At 71.5% G+C, this 19,847-nt stretch carries 17 protein-coding genes; 7 read left to right on the top strand and 10 right to left on the bottom strand.

Features of this window, described 5'->3' with window-relative positions:
* Window positions 1-64: 64 nt before the first annotated feature.
* A complete protein-coding gene (locus HLK59_RS19840; protein ID WP_171142812.1) occupies window positions 65-3,358 on the top strand; it encodes a S8 family serine peptidase in 3,294 nt (1,097 codons plus the stop codon).
* A gap of 68 nt (window positions 3,359-3,426) precedes the next feature.
* Here HLK59_RS19840 and HLK59_RS19835 read toward each other — a convergent pair whose 3' ends face one another.
* Together HLK59_RS19835 and HLK59_RS19830 are read right to left on the bottom strand one after the other, a co-directional pair.
* Window positions 3,427-4,161: a hypothetical protein gene (locus HLK59_RS19835; protein WP_171142811.1), complete on the bottom strand. Its 735-nt coding sequence runs from the start codon at window positions 4,159-4,161 to the stop codon at window positions 3,427-3,429.
* Between the two features lies 1 nt (window position 4,162).
* The gene (locus HLK59_RS19830; protein ID WP_171142810.1) at window positions 4,163-4,708 is read right to left on the bottom strand and encodes a sigma-70 family RNA polymerase sigma factor; all 546 of its coding nucleotides are present in this window, start codon (window positions 4,706-4,708) and stop codon (window positions 4,163-4,165) included.
* Window positions 4,709-5,091: 383 nt separating this feature from the next.
* Between HLK59_RS19830 and HLK59_RS19825 the strand changes: the two genes are divergently transcribed.
* On the top strand, window positions 5,092-6,108 hold the full coding sequence (locus tag HLK59_RS19825; protein ID WP_171142809.1) for an aspartate-semialdehyde dehydrogenase: 1,017 nt from the start codon (window positions 5,092-5,094) through the stop codon (window positions 6,106-6,108).
* Here the strand turns inward: HLK59_RS19825 and HLK59_RS19820 are convergent.
* A complete protein-coding gene (locus HLK59_RS19820) occupies window positions 6,105-6,590 on the bottom strand; it encodes a DUF1203 domain-containing protein (RefSeq protein ID WP_171142808.1) in 486 nt (161 codons plus the stop codon). The genes HLK59_RS19825 and HLK59_RS19820 overlap by 4 nt on opposite strands.
* 237 nt (window positions 6,591-6,827) lie before the next feature.
* Between HLK59_RS19820 and pepN the strand changes: the two genes are divergently transcribed.
* On the top strand, window positions 6,828-9,404 hold the full coding sequence (gene pepN, locus HLK59_RS19815) for an aminopeptidase N (RefSeq protein ID WP_171142807.1): 2,577 nt from the start codon (window positions 6,828-6,830) through the stop codon (window positions 9,402-9,404).
* A 58-nt stretch (window positions 9,405-9,462) separates the two neighbouring features.
* Here the strand turns inward: pepN and HLK59_RS19810 are convergent, their stop codons facing one another.
* The 3 genes from HLK59_RS19810 to HLK59_RS19800 all read right to left on the bottom strand — a co-directional run bounded on the left by HLK59_RS19810 (window position 9,463) and on the right by HLK59_RS19800 (window position 12,080).
* Complete coding sequence (locus tag HLK59_RS19810; protein WP_171142806.1) at window positions 9,463-10,413, bottom strand: CU044_5270 family protein; 951 nt, start codon at window positions 10,411-10,413, stop codon at window positions 9,463-9,465.
* Window positions 10,410-11,012 carry a sigma-70 family RNA polymerase sigma factor gene (locus tag HLK59_RS19805; RefSeq protein ID WP_171142805.1) on the bottom strand — a complete coding sequence of 201 codons (603 nt, stop codon included), beginning with the start codon at window positions 11,010-11,012 and terminating at the stop codon, window positions 10,410-10,412. The genes HLK59_RS19810 and HLK59_RS19805 overlap by 4 nt, the downstream gene beginning before the upstream one ends.
* A gap of 111 nt (window positions 11,013-11,123) precedes the next feature.
* On the bottom strand, window positions 11,124-12,080 hold the full coding sequence (locus tag HLK59_RS19800) for an EamA family transporter (protein WP_171142804.1): 957 nt from the start codon (window positions 12,078-12,080) through the stop codon (window positions 11,124-11,126).
* A gap of 143 nt (window positions 12,081-12,223) precedes the next feature.
* On the opposite strand from HLK59_RS19800, the gene HLK59_RS19795 reads away from it, so the two are divergent.
* Window positions 12,224-12,745: a MarR family transcriptional regulator gene (locus tag HLK59_RS19795; RefSeq protein WP_171142803.1), complete on the top strand. Its 522-nt coding sequence runs from the start codon at window positions 12,224-12,226 to the stop codon at window positions 12,743-12,745.
* 18 nt (window positions 12,746-12,763) lie between these two features.
* Here HLK59_RS19795 and HLK59_RS19790 read toward each other — a convergent pair whose 3' ends face one another.
* Entirely contained in the window at window positions 12,764-14,209 is a 1,446-nt protein-coding gene (locus HLK59_RS19790) for an FAD-dependent monooxygenase (RefSeq protein ID WP_171142802.1), read from the bottom strand.
* 156 nt (window positions 14,210-14,365) lie between these two features.
* Here HLK59_RS19790 and HLK59_RS19785 point away from each other — a divergent pair, with 156 nt between their 5' ends.
* Complete coding sequence (locus HLK59_RS19785) at window positions 14,366-14,968, top strand: TetR family transcriptional regulator (RefSeq protein ID WP_171142801.1); 603 nt, start codon at window positions 14,366-14,368, stop codon at window positions 14,966-14,968.
* Between the two features lie 78 nt (window positions 14,969-15,046).
* On the opposite strand, the gene HLK59_RS19780 is transcribed toward HLK59_RS19785, so the two are convergent.
* The 3 genes from HLK59_RS19780 to HLK59_RS19770 all read right to left on the bottom strand — a co-directional run bounded on the left by HLK59_RS19780 (window position 15,047) and on the right by HLK59_RS19770 (window position 17,673).
* Window positions 15,047-15,313 (bottom strand): hypothetical protein, encoded by a 267-nt coding sequence (locus tag HLK59_RS19780; RefSeq protein WP_171142800.1) that lies wholly within the window; start codon window positions 15,311-15,313, stop codon window positions 15,047-15,049.
* Window positions 15,314-15,396: 83 nt separating this feature from the next.
* A complete protein-coding gene (gene malQ, locus HLK59_RS19775; RefSeq protein ID WP_171142799.1) occupies window positions 15,397-17,475 on the bottom strand; it encodes a 4-alpha-glucanotransferase in 2,079 nt (692 codons plus the stop codon).
* Complete coding sequence (locus HLK59_RS19770) at window positions 17,476-17,673, bottom strand: hypothetical protein (RefSeq protein WP_171142842.1); 198 nt, start codon at window positions 17,671-17,673, stop codon at window positions 17,476-17,478. It lies immediately after the preceding gene.
* A gap of 910 nt (window positions 17,674-18,583) precedes the next feature.
* On the opposite strand from HLK59_RS19770, the gene HLK59_RS19765 reads away from it, so the two are divergent.
* Both HLK59_RS19765 and HLK59_RS19760 read left to right on the top strand, forming a co-directional pair.
* Window positions 18,584-19,117, top strand: coding sequence for a PadR family transcriptional regulator (locus HLK59_RS19765; protein ID WP_171142798.1), 534 nt, complete (start codon window positions 18,584-18,586; stop codon window positions 19,115-19,117).
* Window positions 19,114-19,800 carry an ABC transporter ATP-binding protein gene (locus HLK59_RS19760; protein ID WP_171142797.1) on the top strand — a complete coding sequence of 229 codons (687 nt, stop codon included), beginning with the start codon at window positions 19,114-19,116 and terminating at the stop codon, window positions 19,798-19,800. Before HLK59_RS19765 ends, HLK59_RS19760 begins: the two co-directional genes overlap by 4 nt.
* Window positions 19,801-19,847 lie beyond the last annotated feature (47 nt).

Raw genomic sequence — 19,847 nt, 5'->3', positions numbered from 1 at the left:
TCCTTCCCATGCGTAAAGCTGTGCGATCGCAGACCGCACGTTCCTTTACCTACAAGGGATGCAGATGACCCTCACCCCCCAGCGCGAACCGATTTCGGGCGGCGCGAGACGCGTGGTGCGCATCGCCGTCGCCGCCGGTCTCGTGGCCGCGCTCTCCGCGGCCGGGCCGATACCCATGGCCATCGCCGCTGCCGACGCACCCGTCGCGGCCGACCCGGGCGCCAAGTCCGCCCACGACAAGCTCGGTTCGGACGACGCGGACCTGCTCGCCGAGGCCAAGGCGGACGGTGACAAGAACGTCACGCTGATGATCGCGACCGCTCCGGGGCAGACCGAGCAGGTCGCCGAGCAGCTGGACGCCGTGAGCGGCGGTCTCGTGGGCCGCACCTTCGACAAGGTCGGCTACGTCCGCGCCACCGTCCCCACCGCGAAGGCGGACTCGGCCATCGCCGCCGCCGTCAAGCTCTCCTCCGTGCACGGCATCGACCTGCGCCAGGAGATCGCGCTGGACGACCCGACGCCGAGCGCGGACACCGCCAATGGCGCGACCGCGAGCAAGGCGGCCACCCCCTCGGCGCCCGGCAAGAAGACCCCTGCCGAGAACCCGTACAACCCGTCCTTCGAGACGGGCGCCGTCGACTTCGTGGAGGACCACCCGAAGGCGGACGGCCGCGGCATCACCATCGGCGTCCTCGACTCGGGCGTCGACCTCGGCCACCCGGCGCTGCAGAAGACCACCACCGGCGAGCGCAAGATCGTCGACTGGGTGACCGCCACGGACCCGGTCGGCGACGCGGACGCCACCTGGCGCCGGATGAACAACCCGGTCAGCGGCCCGACCTTCACCATCGCGGGCGCCACCTGGAAGGCCCCGGCGGGCTCCTACCAGTTCAACCTGTTCCGCGAGTCGTTCACCGCGGGCGGCGACGCCGCGGGCGACTCCAACCGCGACGGCGACACCACCGACGTGTGGGGCGTCCTCTACGACGCCGCCGCCGGTACCGTCCGGGTCGACCTGAACAACAACTTCGACTTCTCCGACGACGCCGCGATGAAGCCCTACAAGGACGGCTTCCAGATCGGCTGGTTCGGTACCGACAACCCGGCGACCGAGGTCGCCGAGCGTCAGCCGTTCGTGGTCGAGATCCGCAAGGACGTCGTCTTCAACGCGGCCGGCGACAAGGCCGACTACGTCAACATCGGCGTCATCGAGTCCGAGCACGGCACCCACGTCGCCGGCATCACCGCCGCCAACGGCCTGTTCGGCGGCAAGATGAACGGCGCGGCCCCGGGCGCGAAGGTCGTCTCCTCCCGTGCCTGCACCTGGACCGGCGGCTGCACCAACACCGCGCTCACCGAGGGCATGATCGACCTCGTCGCCAACCGTGGCGTCGACATCGTCAACATGTCCATCGGCGGCCTCCCCGCGCTGAACGACGGCAACAACGCGCGCGCCGAGCTCTACACGCGCCTCATCGACACCTACGGTGTGCAGCTCGTGATCTCCGCGGGCAACTCCGGCCCGGGTGCCAACACCATCGGCGACCCCGGTCTGGCCGACAAGGTGATCTCCGTCGGCGCCTCGATCTCCAAGGCGACCTGGTACTCCAACTACGGCTCGACCGTCTCGAAGCCGTACGCCCTGATCCCGTTCTCCTCGCGCGGCCCGCGTGAGGACGGCGGCTTCACGCCGACCCTGGTCGCCCCGGGTGCCTCGATCAACACGATCCAGACCTGGCTGCCGGGCGCCCCGGTCGCCGAGTCCGGCTACTCGCTGCCGGCCGGTTACGCCATGCTCCAGGGCACCTCGATGGCCTCCCCGCAGGCCGCGGGCGCCTCGGCGCTGCTGCTGTCCGCCGCCAAGGCGAAGGGCATCGAGCTCACGCCGAAGACCCTGCGCACGGCGCTGACCTCGACCGCCGACCACATCAAGGGTGTGCAGGCGTACGAGGAGGGCTCGGGCCTCATCAACATCGAGGACGCCTGGGACTCCATCAAGGACGGCGCGACCTCCCACGACTACACCGTCAAGGCGCCGGTCGACACCGCGATCGACCAGTTCCTGAAGACGCCGGGCTTCGGCACCGGCATCTACGACCGTGAGGGCGGCCTGAAGGCCGGCGTCAAGAAGTCGTACGAGGTCACCATCACCCGTACGTCCGGCGCCGACAAGGCGATCCGTCACGAGCTGCACCTCGAGAACAACGCCGCCGGCACCTTCTCGATCGTCGGCAAGGACGAGATCAAGCTGGAGCTCAACAAGCCGGTCACGGTCAAGATCGCCGCGAAGGCGCCGACCGCCGGTCTCAAGAGCGCGATCCTGGAGGTCGACGACCCGAGGACCGAGGGCGTCGACAAGCAGATCCTGAACACGGTCGTGGTCTCGGCGCCGGTGAAGTACACCTACTCGGCGTCCAACACCGTCCAGCGCAACAGCTCGCAGCACTACTTCGTGACCGTCCCCGAGGGCGCCACGTCCCTCGAGGTCGCCATCGGCGGGCTGAAGACCGGCAGCCAGACCCGGTTCATCGCGATCCACCCGTACGGCGTTCCGGTGGACACCACCAGCACGCCGAACTGCTACAACAACTACCTCGACGGCAACGGCTGCCGCCCCGACGTGCGTTCGTACGCCAACCCGGTCGCCGGTGTCTGGGAGATCGAGGTCGAGTCGCGCCGTACGTCGCCGGTGCTCGACAACCCGTACAAGCTGGACGTCACCGTCCTCGACGCCGCCTTCGACCCGGAGGTCGTGACCGTGCCCGAGGCCAAGGTCGGCACCCCGACCGCCGCCTCCTGGAAGGTGACGAACAACTTCGCCGCGATCGACGGCAAGCTCGTCGGCGGCCCGCTCGGCTCGGCCAAGTCGGCCCGCCCGACCATCGCCGACGGCGAGACCCAGGTCACCACGGTCGAGGTCCCCGAGGGCGCCAAGTCGCTGGACGTCGCCATCGGCAACGTCTCCGACACGGCGGCCGACCTCGACCTGGTCGTCCTGGACGGCAACGGTGACGAGGCCGGCTCCTCCGCCGACGGCGACTCGGAGGAGTCCGTCTCGGTGGCGAACCCCGCCGCCGGTACGTACACCATCCAGGTCATCGGCTACGCGATCCCGGCCGGTTCGACGGCCTACGACTACCAGGACGTGTTCTTCTCCGCCGCCCTGGGCGCCGTCACGGTCGACGACTCGGTCGCGGTCAAGCTGGGCACGGGTGGCACCGCCGACGTCTCCGCGAACGTCACCGCCCTGGCGGCCGCTCCCGAGGGCCGTGAGTTCTTCGGTCAGGTCCAGCTGGTGAACGCGCGCGGCACGGTCGCGGGCCTCGGCAGCGTGACGATCGAGAAGGTCACACCGTAGTCATCGGGTACGACCAGGGAGGGGCGGGCGTCCATCGGGCGCCCGCCCTTTCCGTTGCCCGGTGAGGATCAGCAGCTCAGGCCGCGCGACTCCGGCAACGAGGCCGTGATCCACGCCCGCTCCTGGGCGACCTGCTTCTCCCCGACCACCCAGTGGTCCGGCACCGCGTCGCCCTTCGGGACTCCGAACAGCACGCGGTCGCCGCGCACGAGGCCGGGGGCGAAGGTGTCCTCGACGACGTAGGTGAGGTGCTCCGGGCGCCGCTCCTCCTGCTTGTAGTAGCGGATCACGTCCACGGAGATCCTCAGCTGCACTCCGTCCGCGAGGCGTTCGACCGAGGTGATGGTGCCTTCGGCGACCAGACGGGTGCAGGCGAGGTAGTGCGGGCTGCCGAAGCGGGTGCCGCCGCTCTGGCTCGCCTCGGCACCGACGCTGCCGCTGTCGCCGTCGGCCTTGGAGGCCGTGGCGTCGTTCGCGGCGCCGCCGCCCTGGGCCACCAGCCAGCCCAGCCCGGCGACCACGGAGGCGGCCGCGGCCACCGCGAGGCCGCCGAAGGCGAACCTGAGGGCGGCGCGTCGGCGGGCCGGGGCGAGGCGTGCCGGTGCGGGCTTCGGGGACACGGCGGGGGACGGCGGCGGTTCGGCGAGGGCGTCGCCGATGATGCCCAACTGCTCGCGCAGCAGCGCCACGTCGGCGGCGGCCTTGCGGTGTTCGGCCAGGAAGGCGGCGTCCGCGTCCTCGGGCGGTGGTTCGTCGGTGATCGCGGCCATCAGCGCGTCGACGCCGCGGTGTTCGGCGGTCATGTCACACCACCTCGTCCTCGTGCAGACGGGCGCGCAGCGCGCGGACCGCCGTGTGCAGCCTGCTCTTGACCGTGCCCTCGGGGACGCCGAGCTCGTGCGCGATGTCGCGCACCGGCAGGTCGGCGAAGAACCGCAGGACGAGGACCTGGCGCTGGGAGTCGGGCAGTTCGTCGAGTCCCTGGGCGACGGCGAGGGAGAGCACGCTGGTGTCCTCGCCGGAGGGATGCTCCAACTGGCGCAGGGAGGCGAGGCGTTCGCCGATCCGCTCCTGGCGGCGCTTGGAGCGGTGCCAGTCCATGGCGAGGTTGGAGGCGACGACGGCCGCCCACGCGGAGACGTCGCGCGGCGCCTCGTAGCCCTTCGCCGCCCGCTCCAGCAACCGCAGGCGGACCTGCTGCACCCCGTCCGGCAGGTCCGCCTGCGGTACGCCGCCGAGCGCGAGCACGGCCCGCACCCGACGTTCCTGAGCCGCGTCGAGGGGGTCGTCCGGCCCGTCATGGACGCCGTCCCCCTGGCCGCGACGGGCCTTTCTGCGCAGCACAGCCACCCCTCCCCTAGCCGCGTTTCCTCTATGACGCCGGCGCGGGCGGAAACGTTCGGTCCGATTCCCGGAATTGTTCGAGGCGGGGCAGGGAGTCGTACGTCACACCGGACCCGAGGCCGAGCGGGTGGTCGTCGCGACCGGCATGATCCACGTCCTCGAACTCGACGAAAATCTGTTCCCGCACCGGAAACTCACCGCATCTTCCGGCCCGCACCGCATTTCGGGCACGTTCCTCCATGTCAGGCCGCTCGGCACCTGGACGCTCGAACCGCGTCCCCGACAGGAGTGCCGTCCCACCCCTCGGGCAAACGATTGGACACACCGGCCCGGATGAGCCGCATGATGGAAACGTCCAGGCCATGTAAACGCCACGCAAAGGAGTCGCTGTGAGGGTCGGAATCGTCGGAGCCACCGGTCAGGTCGGCACGGTCATGCGCAGGATCCTCAAGGAGCGCGCCTTCCCGGTCACCGAGCTGCGGCTGTTCGCCTCGGCCCGTTCGGCGGGGTCGGTCCTGGACGGCGTGACCATCGAGGACGCGTCGACGGCGGACTACACGGGCCTGGACATCGTGCTGTTCTCCGCGGGCGGCGCGACCTCGAAGGCGCTGGCCGAGAAGGTCGCCTCGCAGGGCGCCGTGGTGATCGACAACTCCTCGGCCTGGCGCAAGGACCCCGAGGTTCCGCTGGTCGTCTCCGAGGTGAACCCGCACGCCGTCGCGGACCGCCCCAAGGGCATCATCGCCAACCCGAACTGCACCACGATGGCCGCGATGCCGGTCCTGAAGGTCCTGGACGCCGAGGCGGGCCTTCAGGCCCTCGTCGCCACCACCTACCAGGCGGTCTCCGGCTCGGGCCTCGCGGGCGTGGCCGAGCTGTACGGCCAGGTCCAGAAGGTCGTCGCCGACGCGGACAAGCTGACGCACGACGGCGAGGCGGTCGAGTTCCCGGAGCCGCAGGTCTACAAGCGGCCCATCGCCTTCAACGTCCTGCCGCTGGCCGGCTCGATCGTCGAGGACGGCCTGAACGAGACCGACGAGGAGCAGAAGCTCCGCCACGAGTCCCGCAAGATCCTGGAGCTCCCCGAGCTCAAGGTCTCCGGCACCTGCGTCCGCGTCCCGGTCTTCTCCGGCCACTCCCTCCAGATCAACGCCCGCTTCGCGCGCCCCCTGTCCCCGGAGCGCGCGACGGAGCTGCTGTCGACCGCCCCGGGCGTGGAGCTCTCCGAGATCCCGACCCCGCTCCAGGCGGCCGGCAAGGACGTCTCGTACGTGGGCCGTATCCGCCAGGACGAGACCGTCGACAACGGCCTCGCCCTCTTCGTCTCCGGCGACAACCTCCGCAAGGGCGCGGCCCTGAACGCGGTGCAGATCGCGGAACTGGTGGCCCAGGAGCTGAAGGCCTAGGAGCTGACGGCCCGGGGGCGCCGCACCTCGTAGAGGAAGCAGCCGTACTCGACGGCCCGGACGTGGACGAGCGCCACGGACGGGTCGTCGAACGCGTTCCGGAAGGCGTCGTCGTCGAGGGCCGCGACCAGCTGCCCGCCCAGGATGCGGCCCTCGGCGGAGTACCGGCGGACCGTCCGGTGGGCGTTCGCGAAGGGATGGCCGGCGGGCTCCGGTCCCGCGCACTCCTCGGCATGGATGAAGACGGGGCCCTGCTCGTCGTAGGCGCCCGGCTCGGCGCCCGTCTCCGCGGCCCAGCGGCGCAGCGGGGCGTAGGAGACGAGGGCGATCAGCTCGCCGGGCGCGCTGCGCCGCAGACAGCAGCGCAGCGGTGCCCCGCCCTCCTCGTCGGTCAGGGGAACCATCTGGCGTCCCGCGTCGTCAGCAGCACGCAGCTCCTTCAGGACGGACGCGGGGACGGGCAGTGCGGTGTACGTAGTCATGGATCCCAGGCTGGCGCGGAGGCGGCCGGATGACTGGCGGGATACGGACGTGGCCCTTGCAGCGGCAGTCCGCGGGGGCGCCGGCCAGGACGGACCGCACGTATCCTGCCCAACCGTCGGAGACACCCCGCGCGTGTCCGCCCCGGTCACCGGCGGGTTTTGGACATCGCGTTCGGTACGGGACCCGTGGAAGGATGGCCGAACCGCCGAACCCACACATAACGAGGAGATGACCGCGTGCCTGGCACAAACCTGACTCGCGAAGAGGCGCAACAGCGGGCGAAGCTGCTGAGCGTCGACTCGTACGAGATCGATCTCGACCTCTCCGGCGCGCAAGAGGGCGGTACCTACCGGTCCGTGACCACGGTGCGCTTCGACGTCGCCGGTGAGGGAGGGTCCGAGACCTTCATCGACCTGGTGGCCCCGGCCGTCCACGAGGTGACGCTCAACGGGGACCCGCTCGACCCGGACGAGGTCTTCAAGGACTCCCGCATCGCGCTCCCCGGCCTGCTGGCGGGCCCCAATGTGCTCCGCGTGGTCGCGGACGCCGCGTACACCAACACCGGCGAGGGCCTGCACCGCTTCGTCGACCCCGTCGACCAGCAGGCCTACCTGTACACCCAGTTCGAGGTGCCGGACGCCCGCCGCGTCTTCGCCTCCTTCGAGCAGCCCGACCTGAAGGCCACCTTCCAGTTCACCGTGAAGGCGCCGACCGGCTGGACCGTCATCTCCAACTCCCCCACGCCGGAGCCGAAGGACGACATCTGGGTCTTCGAGCCGACCCCGCGGATCTCCAGCTACATCACCGCGCTGATCGTCGGCCCGTACCACAGCGTCCACAGCGTGTACGAGAAGGACGGGCAGTCCGTCCCGCTCGGCATCTACTGCCGTCCCTCGCTCGCCGAGTTCCTCGACTCGGACGCGATCTTCGAGGTGACGCGGCAGGGCTTCGAGTGGTTCCAGGAGAAGTTCGACTACGCGTACCCGTTCAAGAAGTACGACCAGCTGTTCGTGCCGGAGTTCAACGCGGGCGCGATGGAGAACGCGGGCGCGGTCACCATCCGCGACCAGTACGTCTTCCGCTCGAAGGTCACCGACGCCGCGTACGAGATGCGCGCCGAGACGATCCTGCACGAGCTGGCGCACATGTGGTTCGGCGACCTGGTCACCATGGAGTGGTGGAACGACCTGTGGCTGAACGAGTCGTTCGCCACCTACACGTCGATCGCCTGCCAGGCGTACGCGCCGGACAGCCGCTGGCCGCACTCGTGGACGACGTTCGCCAACTCCATGAAGACGTGGGCGTACCGCCAGGACCAGCTTCCCTCCACGCACCCGATCATGGCCGAGATCCGCGACCTCGACGACGTCCTGGTCAACTTCGACGGCATCACGTACGCCAAGGGCGCCTCCGTCCTGAAGCAGCTCGTCGCCTACGTCGGCATGGACGAGTTCTTCGGCGGTGTGCAGGCGTACTTCAAGCGCCACGCGTTCGGCAACACCCGCCTCTCCGACCTGCTGGGCGCCCTGGAGGAGACCTCCGGCCGTGACCTGGGCAACTGGTCGGAGAAATGGCTGCGGACGGCCGGCATCAACATCCTGCGTCCCGAGATCAAGACGGACGAGCACGGTGTCATCACCTCGTTCGCGATCCGCCAGGAGGCCCCGGCCCTGCCGGCGGGCGCGCAGGGCGAGCCCACGCTGCGTCCGCACCGCATCGCCGTCGGCCTGTACGAGCTGGACGACGCCAGCGGCAAGCTGGTCCGCGACGAGCGCGTCGAGCTGGACGTGGACGGCGAGCTGACGGCCGTACCGCAGCTGCTGGGCAAGCGCCGTCCGGCGGTCGTGCTCCTCAACGACGACGACCTGTCGTACGCGAAGGTCCGTCTCGACGAGCAGTCCCTGGCCTTCGTGACGGAGCACCTGGGCGACTTCGAGTCCTCGCTGCCGCGCGCGCTGTGCTGGGCCTCGGCGTGGGACATGACCCGCGACGCCGAGCTGGCCACCCGCGACTACCTGTCCCTCGTCCTGTCCGGCATCGGCAAGGAGTCGGACATCGGTGTCGTGCAGTCCCTGCACCGCCAGGTGAAGCTGGCGATCGAGCTGTACGCCGCCCCGACCGCCCGCGAGGCCCTGTTGACCCGCTGGACGGACGCCACGCTGGCGCATCTGCGTGCGGCGGCCGCGGGCAGCGACCACCAGCTGGCGTGGGCGCGCGCGTTCGCGGCGACGGCCCGTACGCCGGAGCAGCTGGACCTCCTGGAGGCCCTGCTGGACGGCTCGCAGACGATCGAGGGCCTGGCCGTCGACACCGAGCTGCGCTGGGCGTTCGTGGAGTGCCTGGCGTCGGTCGGCCGCTTCGACGAGGCGGAGATCGCGGGCGAGTACGAGCGGGACAGGACCGCGGCCGGTGAGCGTCACGCGGCCACCGCCCGTGCCGCCCGCCCGACCGAGGAGGCCAAGGCCGAGGCCTGGGCCCAGGTCATCGAGTCGGACAAGCTCCCGAACGCGGTGCAGGAGGCGGTCATCGGAGGCTTCGTCCAGACCGGGCAGCGCGAGCTGCTCGCGTCGTACACGGACAAGTACTTCGAGGTGGTCAAGGGCATCTGGGACACCCGCTCCCACGAGATCGCCCAGCAGATCGCGGTCGGCCTCTACCCGACGATCCAGGTCTCGCAGGAGACCCTGGACAAGACGGACGCCTGGCTGGCCTCCGCCGAGCCCAACGCGGCCCTGCGTCGCCTGGTCTCGGAGTCCCGCGCGGGCGTGGAGCGCGCGCTGAGGGCCCAGGCGGCGGACGCGGCGGCTTCGTAGTCGTCCGTACGGCCATGGGGGCGCCCGGTGCTTCGTGCCGGGCGCCCCTTTCGTGTGCTCAGGGGTGGTCGCCGGGCTTGTCGACGACACCCCAGTCGTCGCGGGCGGCGACCGACGCCCCGTCGTTCCTGGTCTGGCCCAGGTAGCCGTAGGTCTTCGCGTCGAAGAAGATCTCCTGCCTGCCCTTCGAGCCCGAGGCCGTGCGCCCCGGCCAGGTCACGCTCACCCCGATCGCCCTACGGCCCAGCGGGTCCTTGACGCCCGTCGTCACCCGGGCGCCGGGGATCTTCGCGAGCGCCCGGAACAGGCCTGCCTGGACCTTCGGCGGGATGAGGACGGACCGGTACAGGACGTCGATCTCCCGCCAGTCGCGCTGTGCGGGCGTCTCGCCCTCGATGGAGCCGATGGCGTGCTCCTCGCGGATGCGCTTCATCATGCGGTCGGGGTCGCTGGGGAGGGTGGCGAGGAAGCGGTAGAACTGCCGCTGGGAGCGGTCGTCGTAGCCCTCCTCCTTGAGCTTCTCCTCCTGGTTGGGCCCGTACCAGACCGACATCTTGTCCGGGTCCAGGCCGACTTCCACGCTGAAGCCGGGCTTCTGGGCGAAGCCGGTGCCGTCCCAGCGGGTCCACAGCTCGCTGGTCTGGGGCTTGCCCTGGAGGAAGGCGGTGCTCTTCACGTACACCCACTGCTTGGGCCGCGGCTCGGTGCCGTCGTACTTCTCCACGGTGGCGGCGGCGAGTTCGAGGGCCTCGGCGGAGGCTCCGGCGGACAGGACCTGGGGGCCCTTCCTCGCGGGGGTGTCGTCCTCGGGCAGGGCCACGACGATGCCTGCGGTCACGGCGAGGGCCCCCGCGGTGGCGGCGCCGGCCAGGATCGTCCGGCGCCGGGGCACGGCGCGGGTCTGCTGCCGGAACGCCGAGGTGAGCCGGTTTCGGGGGGCGGCGAGCCGTGCACCGTCGGGAAGGGGGGCGTCGGCGCGCAGGTCGCGGAGTTCGGAGAGCTCGTTCATGCGGGATCACCTTCGTGTACGCGAGCTTCGAGGAGGGGGCCGGCGGCCGCGCCGGTCGCGGCGCGCAGCTTTCTTCGGGCGCGGTTGAGGCGGGAGCGGACGGTGCCCACGGGGATGTCGAGGGCCTCGGCGATCTCCTGGTAGCTGAAGTCGGCCCAGGCGAAGAGCAGCAGGACGTGCCGGTCGCCCGCGGAGAGCCCGGCCAGTGCCTTGGCCAGCGGGCGTGAGGCGGCCTCGGCGGCGAGGCGGTCGTCGGCGGAGTCGGTCCAGCTCTCGGCGACCGGGTCGTGGCCGGTGCGGGCGAGCAGCTTCAGCGCCCTGATCTCGTCACGGCGGTGCCGGCCGATCTGCTTGGCCGCGATGCCGTGCAGCCAGGGCCGGACGCCGGCTCTGGCGGGGTCGAACCGGGCCCGTATCCGGAAGGCCGTCAGGAACGTCTCCGCGGTGACGTCGTCGGCCGCGTCCCGGCCGAGCCGCCGGGCGACGTACTGGTGGATGGCGGGGGCATGGCGGTCGAAGAGCGCCGCGAAGCACTCGGGTTCCTCCAGCGACGCCGCGATGAGGGCGGCGTCACTGCCGCTGCCGGCCAAGTCGGTCATGGACAGTCCGTCCGTGTGGTGGGGTCGGTGGAAGTGACGGTGTTCAACCTGTACTTGCCGAACCGGGCCGAACGGGTTCACGGGGGGGGCGGGGCCCCGCCCCGGGTGGGGCTACCGTCGCAGTGCCGCGCGGGTCACGTCCATCGTGTCCTGGCGGCCTGCCGCGTCCCGCACCTCCCCGCGACCGGTCCGCTCCGAGCGGCGGGCCGCGCGCGCCGTCCCCGACCCCAGCTGTCCCGCCACCGTCGCCCCGAACGCCACGGCCATCCCGGCCAGTTGGACCGGTGTCAGCGCCTGTCCGAGCGCCGCCCAGCCGATGATCGCGGCGGTCAGCGGGGAGAGCGGGCCCAGGAAGGTGACCTGGGTGGCGCTGAGCCGGCCGATGCCGCGGAACCAGAGCCAGTACGAGACCGCCGTGTTCGCCAGTGCCAGATAGAGGTAGCCGCCGACCGCCCGTCCGTCGAGCGCGGGCGGGGCGCCCTCGACCAGCAGCGCGAGCGGCGCGATGAGCAGCCCGCCCGCGGTCAGCTGCCACCCGGTGAGCGCGAGCGGCCCCACCCCGTCGGGCCGCCCCCACCGCTTGGTCAGCACGGTCCCGGCGGACATCGAAGCGGCCGAGGCCAAGGCCGCCAGCACACCGACGGCGTCGAGCGCCCCGGCCGCCTTCAGTACGACGAGACTCACCCCGAACGCCGCGACGACCCCGGTGACCACACTCCGCGCGGTCGGCCGCTGCCCCAGCAACAGCGCCGACAGCCCCACGACGAGCAGCGGCCCCACCGACCCGACGACCGCGGCCATACCGCCGGGCAGCCGGTACGCCGACAGGAACAGCAGCGGGAAGAACGCGCCGATGTTCAGCGCCCCGAGCACCGTCGCCTTCCACCACCAGGCGCCCTTCGGCAGCACCCGCGCGACCGCGAGCAGCAGCAGCCCGGCGGGCAGGGCGCGCACCAGCCCGGTGAACAGGGGACGGTCGGCCGGGAGGAACTCGCTGGTGACGGCATAGGTGGTGCCCCAGGAGACGGGGGCGAGGGCGGTGAGGAGGATGGTCGCGGACCGGTTCATGACGGGTCCCTTCGGGAGGGGAAGTAGCTCGCTCGAAAGCAGCTTAGCGCTAAGCAACTTTTACGCAAGCCACTTTCAGGCAAGCTACTTGCCAGTGAGCCACTTTCTTGCGGCCGACCGGTCGGCGGCGGGATACTCCCCCCATGGACGCCAAGCCTCAGCAGCCCCCCAGGGACCCCGTCGACGCGATCATCGAGCAGTGGGGCGCCGTACGGCCCGACCTCGACACCCGGGCGATGGAGGTCTTCGGGCGGATCTTCCGGCTGTCACGGGCCATGGGCGACCGGATGGAGAAGGCGTACGTCCCCTACGGCATCTCCCGCGGCGAGTTCGACGTCCTGGCCACCCTGCGCCGGGCCGGCGAGCCCTTCACGCTCTCGCCCCGCCAGCTCTCCGCGACGCTGATGCTCACGACGGGCGGCATGACCGGCCGGCTCGACAAACTGGAGCGCGCGGGCCTGCTCCGCCGCTCCCCCGACCCGCACGACCGCCGGGGCCTCCAGGTCACCCTCACCGACAAGGGGCTGAACGTCCTCGACGAGGCGGTCGGTGCCGGCCTCGCCACCGAGACCGAGGCGCTGTCCGTCCTCGACGACGAGCAGGTCGACCAACTGGCCGACCTGCTCCGCCACTTGCTGGCGGGAACCCGCACACCACCGAACTGAGCACGGCCCGGACCCCGGTCACCCCAGGTGGGCGGTGAGCGCCCGCTCGACGGCCGCGGCGTCCGGCGACTCCGCCGCCCAGGCCACGTATCCGTCGGGGCGGACCAGGAGGGCCGTACGGCGGTCGCTCGCCCAGCGCTCCACCGTCAGCCGGTCCTCGCGGGCCCCCTGGCCCTCGTAGGCCTCCGGCGCGATCAGGACGAACCGGCCGCCGCGCAGGGCCTCGTACAGGCGCCCGCCCTTCAGGGCCACGTCGGGCACCCGGGTGCCGGTGAGGCGGTGGGCGCCGCGGGGCGCGGGGTACCGGTAGCCGATGCCGGAGATCTGGCCGAGGGCCTTGCGGCGGGCGGGGCCCACCAGGTTGCCGACGGCGGAGACCAGCGCGCGCACGGCCCGCAGTGCCGGGCTCTGCGCCCGCGCCAGCCGGACCAGTCCGCCACTGCTGCGCAGCACCGCCCTGCCGACCGGGTGCCGCTCGGTCTCGTAGGTGCCGAGGAGCCCCTCGGGCGCCCACCCCTGGACGGCCGCGGCGAGCTTCCAGCTCAGGTTGGCCGCGTCCTGGAGGCCGGTGTTCATGCCCTGGCCGCCGGCCGGGGAGTGGATGTGCGCGGCGTCCCCGGCGAGGAAGACCCGGCCCACCCGGTACCGCGGCGCCTGGCGTTCGTCGCTGTGGAAGCGGGAGAGCCAGCGGGCGTCGTGCATGCCGTAGTCGGTGCCCAGGGCGCGGCGGGTGACGTCCTTGACCTCGTCGAGGTCGATGGGGACGTCGTCGGGGACCTCGTGCCGGCGGTTCCAGCCCATGACCCGGTACCAGCCGTCGCCGAAGGAGGCGATCATCGCGAAGCAGTCGCCCGCGCCGTTGACGGTGAGCACGTCCTCGGGCCGCTCGGTGAGCCGGACGTCCGCCAGGAACAGCGACTTGATGACGGAGACCCCGGGGAAGTCCAGTCCGATCGCCCGGCGCACGGCGCTGTGGTGTCCGTCGGCGCCGACGACATAGGCCGCGCGGCGGACGGCGACCGTCCCGTCCGCGCCCCGCACCTCCAGCTCGACCCCGTCGGCGTCCTGCCGCAGCCCCACGACCTCGCTCTCGTAAGCGAACTCGACCCCGGCCTCCCGGGCCCGGCGCTCCAGCAGCCGCTCGACCTCGTACTGCGGGGTGATCAGCAGGAACGGGAAGCGGGACTCCAGCGTGCCCAGGTCGAGCGTGAGGCGGTCGAAGGCCCGCAGGCCGGTGATGGTGTCGCCGGTGGCGAGCAGCCGGTCGGCGAGACCGCGGGCGTCGAGCTGCTCCAGGGTGCGGGCGTGCACCCCGAAGGCGCGGGAGAGGTTGCTGATCTTGTGGGGGCGCTTTTCGAGGAGGGTGACGGGGACGCCCGCGGTGGCGAGGTCGCCGGCGAGGAGCAGACCGGTGGGGCCGGAGCCGACGACGATCACGGTGCGGTGTGTGGCGGTGCCGTTCATGGTGGCCTCCTGATGCCAACGTCCGTTTGCCAACAAGTGATTGCCAACGATTGGTTGCCAACGATTGTTTGCCAACGCTCGTTGACGAGACTAGCGAGGGCTGGGCAGAGGAGTCAACACTTGTTGGCAAACGACTGTTGGCCTACGCTCGTAGGCATGAACGGCAGCAACAGCGACACCACGACCACGCCCCCCGGCCCGGCCGCGCCCCGCCGCTCCGACGCCACCCGAGGCGCGATCCTCACCGCGGCCCGCGAACGCTTCGCCGCCGACGGCTACGAGCGCGCCACCATCCGCGCGATCGCCAAGGACGCGGGCATCGATCCGTCCATGGTCATGCGCTACTACGGCAACAAGGAAGGCCTCTTCGCGGCGGCGGTCGCCATCGACCTGCGGCTGCCGGACGTGGGCGCGCTGCCCCGCAAGGAGGTCGGCCGGGCTCTGGTGACGCACTTCCTCGCCACCTGGGAGGAGAACGAGGTGCTCACGGCGCTGCTGCGGGTCGGCGCGACGAACGCGGCCGGGGCCGAGCGGATGCAGGGCATCTTCCGGGACCAGCTGCTGCCGATCGCCGAGCGGGCGTGCCCGGACCCCCAGCAGGTGCCGGCGCGGGCCGCGCTCGTGTCGTCGCAGCTGCTGGGGCTGGCGCTGACCCGCTATGTGCTGCGGATCCCGTCCGCGGTGGCGCTGGCACCCGAGGAGATCGTGGCGTGGCTGGCGCCGACGGTGCAGCGGTATCTGACGGCACCGAGCCCCTGAGCGACACCGTCCGCGAACACGTCAGGGGCGCCGCCCTCGCCCACGTACGGCGAGGACGGCGCCCCTGGAAGCGTGCGGTCAGGCCTTCGAGGCGGCCTTGGGCTTGGCGCTCACCCGGTGCTCCGGGTGGGACTTGTCCAGGACCATCACCAGAGCGACGATGACCCCGAAGATCGCGAGCGGGGCCACGACGTAGAGACCCAGCGTCTCCATGACGCTCAGGCCCGGACCGGGGTCGTCGCCGTCGTCGCGGGTGAGCGCGAGCGCGGGAGACGTCATGAGCAGCATCATCAGCGTCGTACCGGCAGCCAGGGCACCGGCGCGCAGGGCGTTCTTCTTGTCCACGATCCCAAAAGTATCGAATGCCTTATGGCCTCGCGCGCCCGGGGTGCCATACGTGGGCGGTGGGAGGGGGGTCCGATCCGGAACTACCCGTGCCGCTCCCCTCGTAGCACCTCCACCAGGCCGTGCAGGCGCGGGGAGGCCGCCAGGTCCTCCAGCGTCACCGGTCTCCCCTCCGCGTCCGCGATCGGCAGGCGCCAGTTCGGGTACTGGTCCCAGGTGCCCGGCAGGTTCTGGGGCCGGCGGTCGCCCACCGCGTCCGGCAGCCACACCCCCACCAGCCGCGCGGGCGTCCGCAGCAGGAACCGGTGCACGGCCTGGATCTCGGCCTCCTCCGTCGAAGTGCTGTGGCCGCCGCCGGTGCCGTGCAGCAGGCCCAGCCGTGCCAGTACCTCCAGCCACTCCCCGGTGTCCGCCGCCGCCTCGGTCCGTTCCTCCGCGAGTTCCCGGGTCAGCAGGCCCAGCCGGGAGCGGAGTTCGACGTGTTCGCCCGTCAGACGGGCCGCGGTGGACGGCAGGTCGTGGGTGGTCGCGGTGGCGAGGCAGTCGGCGCGCCAGCGGTCCGGCGGCAGCGGCCGGCCGTCGCCCTCCCAGTCCCGCTCGAACCAGAGCACCGACGTACCGAGCACCCCGCGTTCGCGCAGCGTCTCGCGCACCCCGGGCTCCACCGTGCCCAGATCCTCGCCGATCACCACCGACCCGGCGCGCGAGGCCTCCAGGACCAGGATCGCGAGCATCGCCTCGGCGTCGTAGCGGATGTAGGTGCCCTCGGTCGGCGGGTGTCCCTGCGGGACCCACCAGAGGCGGAACAGGCCCATCACATGGTCGATGCGCAGGGCACCGGCGTAGCGGAAGAGGGCTTTCAGCAGGCGCCGGTAGGGGGCGTAGCCCGAGGCGGCCAGGCGGTCCGGGCGCCACGGCGGCAGTCCCCAGTCCTGCCCGCGCGCGTTGAACGCGTCCGGGGGTGCGCCGACCGACATCCCGGCCGCGAAGTACTCCTGCTGCGCCCAGGCGTCGGCGCCCCCGGGGTGCACGCCCACCGCCAGGTCGTGGACGATCCCGACCGGCATCCCGGCGTCCCGGGCCGCCCGCTGCGAGGCGACGAGCTGGGCGTCGGTGAGCCAGGCGAGGCGGCAGTGGAAGTCGACGCGTTCCATCAACTCGGTGCGGGCGCGGGCGGTTTCGGCCGAGCGGGGGTCGCGCAGACCCTCGGGCCACCGGCTCCAGTCCGAGCCGTGCACCTCCGCGAGCGCGCACCACGTCGCGTGGTCCTCCAGGGCCTCGCCCTCCTCGGCGAGGAAGTCTGCGTAGGCGGCCCGCCGGCCAGGGCCGAGCGGCACCTCGCGCACCAGCTCCAGCGCCTCCCGCTTGAGCTCCCACACGGCGTCCCGGTCGATCAACGCGCCCTTCTCCAGCACCGCTTCACGCAGCCGCGCGGCCCGTTCGGCGAGCGACCGCACCGCCTCGCGGTCGGTCACATGGGCGTACTCGGGCACGTCCTCGACGCGCAGATGCACCGGGTCCGGGAAGCGCCGCGAGGAGGGCCGGTACGGCGAGGGGTCCGTGGGGGCGCCGGGCACCGCCGCGTGCAACGGGTTGACCTGCACGAACCCGGCGCCGAGCGCCCGCCCGGCCCAGGCGGTCAGTTCGGCGAGGTCGCCGAGGTCGCCCATGCCCCAGGAGCGCCGGGAGAGCAGGGAGTAGAGCTGGACGAGGAGTCCGTACGAGCGTCCGGTGGCCGTGGGGAGCCGGGCGGGGGCGACGACCAGATGGGACTCGGCCACCCGGCCGTCGGGGGCGGTGGCGGTCAACCGGTGTACTCCGGGCGGGAGTTGGTCGGCGGCGGCGCGAGTCTCGCCCTGTTCGGTCTCGATCCGCAGCCGAGTGCCCCTGGGCAGGTTCCCGAGGGACGCGGGCGGGCTGCCGCTCCAGCAGACCACCGTCGGCGGCAGCAGCCGGTCGCGCAGCTCACGCTCGCGGGCCGCCAGCGCGGCGGCGGGGCGGCCGGTGTCCACACCGAGGGCGGTCAGGGCGAGGGTGACGGCGGTGGCCGAGGCAGCGACCGTACGGTCCGGGGACGGGCTGTAGGAGGTGGCGACGCCATGCAGCTCGGCGAGGCGGGACAGGTCCTCGGAAGGCGGTTCGGCCGACCCCTGCGCCGCCATCTACGGCCTCGCGGGGTCCGGCTCGAAGACCGCAGACTCGCTGGTCAGGTGGGCGGCTTCGGCGAGCGGCGGCTCGCTGGTGAGGGGCTCCGCGTCGGGCAGCGGTGCCTCACTGGTCAGCGGGATCTCGGCGCAGGCGCCCTCCGCGCTGAACACACAGAAGTGCGGCTCGGGTTCGAGGGACGGCAACTGCGCCACGGGTTTGGAACGGGGGTGCGCGGGAGCGACCACGAGGGGCCTCCTTGTCGAGTACGGCGACCTTGCGGGTGTATCGCAGCCCTACCCAATGGGCGCCGCGGCAGACGTACCAATGGCTACAACGTGCATCTCCTCACATTCTGTTGCGTACGCTCCGATCCCGCCGCGCCGCCGAACTCGACCGGCCTCCGGCCAAGGGAAGGGGGCAGCCGGGGAGTGCGGCGCGTAGAGGGAGCGGCCGGGGCCCGGCCTCGGCCCGCCGACAGGCACGACCGACCGCGCGCAGCATGTCTGGCAGGGACAATTCCTGGGACCCCATGGTTTTCGCCATCATCCTCGAACCTGGAATCGGTCACTTTGTGAGTGCGTTCAGAAAAGGCAAAGAATAGACATGGGCATGCCAAAGAGAAGGCAAGTTCATGTCGATGTCGGCAGCCGGAGTCGACCGTCGATCGGCGCGCGGAAAAGTCCCCTGTCTCAGAATCGAGAAGGGTGCGACAGAAGACGGTTCTCTGGCTTTACGTCAGACAGAAAGCGCTTGAGCCGGGATGAACGGTCGCCGTCGGTCGAGGAAACTCTCCGCGACCACGGGGCGCCACTGAGGCGCTCAGACCGTCTCAGCACATAGCGAACAGAAGCTCAGTGCTGGCGCCGACCGTGATCATCATGCGATCGATCCGTACTTTGAATCGAGTCGACCCTCGTTGTAAAACCCTGATTTCGTCACAGGGCGCGGCGCTTGGCCGAATCCCGGTGCCTGATCGGACGTCACATGGGGGCACTTCGGGGACAGTTCGGACGACTCCGGACCAGGGGCAGTGGCCGGTTCCAGCCACCGCCGACCGGTCAGTCGTGACCGATAACCGACCACTATTCACTCAGTACATGTAGCGAGTGCATAATGATCGCCATGAGCACCCGCCACATCCTGCTGGGGCTGCTCGCCACGGGGCCGAGCCATGGCTACGACCTCAAGCGACGCCACGACGAACGCTTCCCGCAGGCCCGTCCGCTGGCCTACGGGCAGGTCTACACAACCCTTCAACGACTGGTGCGCGACGGCCTCGCCGAGGTCGAGGGCACCGATTCGGACGGCGGACCGGAGCGCACGATGTACCGCTCCACCGCCGACGGACGGCGAGAACTCGCCACGTGGGCCGGGGAGATCACTCCGCCCGCGCCCTTCGTGACCAACGAGATCTTCGCCAAGGTCGTCGTCGCGATCCTGGCCGACGGTGACGCGGAGGCCTATCTCCGTGCCCAACGCACCGCCCACATGGCGCGGATGCGTGAACTCACCCAGGTCAAGACGGCCAAGGGCGCGGACCTCGCGACCGTGCTCTCGGCGGACTACGCCCTCAACCACCTCGACGCCGACCTCCGTTGGATGACCACCACGGCGGGCCGGCTGACCACCCTGACCGCGGAGGTCGACACAGCATGAGCAACGAAGTGCCGCTTCTGGCGGCCCGTGACCTCGTCAAGGCGCACGGCAGGACGGAGGCCCTGCGCGGTGCCTCGGTGGAGCTGCGGGCGGGCGAGATCCTGGCCGTCACCGGTGCCAGCGGCAGCGGGAAGTCGACGCTGCTGCACTGCCTGGCGGGCATCGTCCGTCCGGACGGCGGCTCGGTCTCCTACGCCGGTGAACGGCTCGACACCCTGCCCGAGAAGCGGTTGAGCGAGCTGCGCCGGACCGAGTTCGGGGTGGTCTTCCAGTTCGGCCAGCTGATTCCCGAGCTGACCGCGCTCGACAATGTCGCCCTGCCGCTGATGCTGGCGGGTGCCGCCCGGGGTGCCGCCCACGAGAAGGCGGGCGAGTGGCTGGAGCGCTTCGGCGTGCGCGGCCAGGAGGACCTCCGTCCCGGCGAGATGAGCGGCGGCCAGGCCCAGCGCACCTCCCTGGCCCGGGCCCTGGTCACCGAGCCGAAGGTGGTCTTCGCCGACGAGCCCACCGGCGCACTGGACTCCCTGGCCGGCGAGCAGGTGATGACGGCCCTGGTGCACACGGCCCGCGAGCAGGGCACCGCGGTCCTCCTCATCACCCACGACGCCCAGGTGGCCGCGTACGCGGACCGCGAGGCACGCCTGACCGACGGCCTCATGGCACCGGCGGGAGTGACGGCATGACGACCGAGCGACACCCCGGAAGCGACAGCCCAAGCCCCCTGGACACC

Origin of the sequence: Streptomyces sp. S3(2020), from assembly GCF_013044505.1 — a bacterium.
Lineage (GTDB): Bacteria > Actinomycetota > Actinomycetes > Streptomycetales > Streptomycetaceae > Streptomyces.
The sequence above is the reverse complement of the archived record's forward strand: the minus strand, read 5'-3'. Positions and strand labels throughout refer to the sequence as shown.

Bases quoted from the DNA above. Each gene is read 5' to 3' on its own strand.
- HLK59_RS19840 (WP_171142812.1), top strand. From the start codon at position 65: ATGACCCTCACCCCCCAGCGCGAACCGATTTCGGGCGGCGCGAGACGC.
- HLK59_RS19835 (WP_171142811.1), bottom strand. From the start codon at position 4,161: ATGACCGCCGAACACCGCGGCGTCGACGCGCTGATGGCCGCGATCACC.
- HLK59_RS19820 (WP_171142808.1), bottom strand. From the start codon at position 6,590: ATGACTACGTACACCGCACTGCCCGTCCCCGCGTCCGTCCTGAAGGAG.
- HLK59_RS19810 (WP_171142806.1), bottom strand. From the start codon at position 10,413: ATGAACGAGCTCTCCGAACTCCGCGACCTGCGCGCCGACGCCCCCCTT.
- HLK59_RS19805 (WP_171142805.1), bottom strand. From the start codon at position 11,012: ATGACCGACTTGGCCGGCAGCGGCAGTGACGCCGCCCTCATCGCGGCG.
- HLK59_RS19800 (WP_171142804.1), bottom strand. From the start codon at position 12,080: ATGAACCGGTCCGCGACCATCCTCCTCACCGCCCTCGCCCCCGTCTCC.
- HLK59_RS19795 (WP_171142803.1), top strand. From the start codon at position 12,224: ATGGACGCCAAGCCTCAGCAGCCCCCCAGGGACCCCGTCGACGCGATC.
- HLK59_RS19790 (WP_171142802.1), bottom strand. From the start codon at position 14,209: ATGAACGGCACCGCCACACACCGCACCGTGATCGTCGTCGGCTCCGGC.
- HLK59_RS19785 (WP_171142801.1), top strand. From the start codon at position 14,366: ATGAACGGCAGCAACAGCGACACCACGACCACGCCCCCCGGCCCGGCC.
- malQ (WP_171142799.1), bottom strand. From the start codon at position 17,475: ATGGCGGCGCAGGGGTCGGCCGAACCGCCTTCCGAGGACCTGTCCCGC.
- HLK59_RS19765 (WP_171142798.1), top strand. From the start codon at position 18,584: ATGAGCACCCGCCACATCCTGCTGGGGCTGCTCGCCACGGGGCCGAGC.
- HLK59_RS19760 (WP_171142797.1), top strand. From the start codon at position 19,114: ATGAGCAACGAAGTGCCGCTTCTGGCGGCCCGTGACCTCGTCAAGGCG.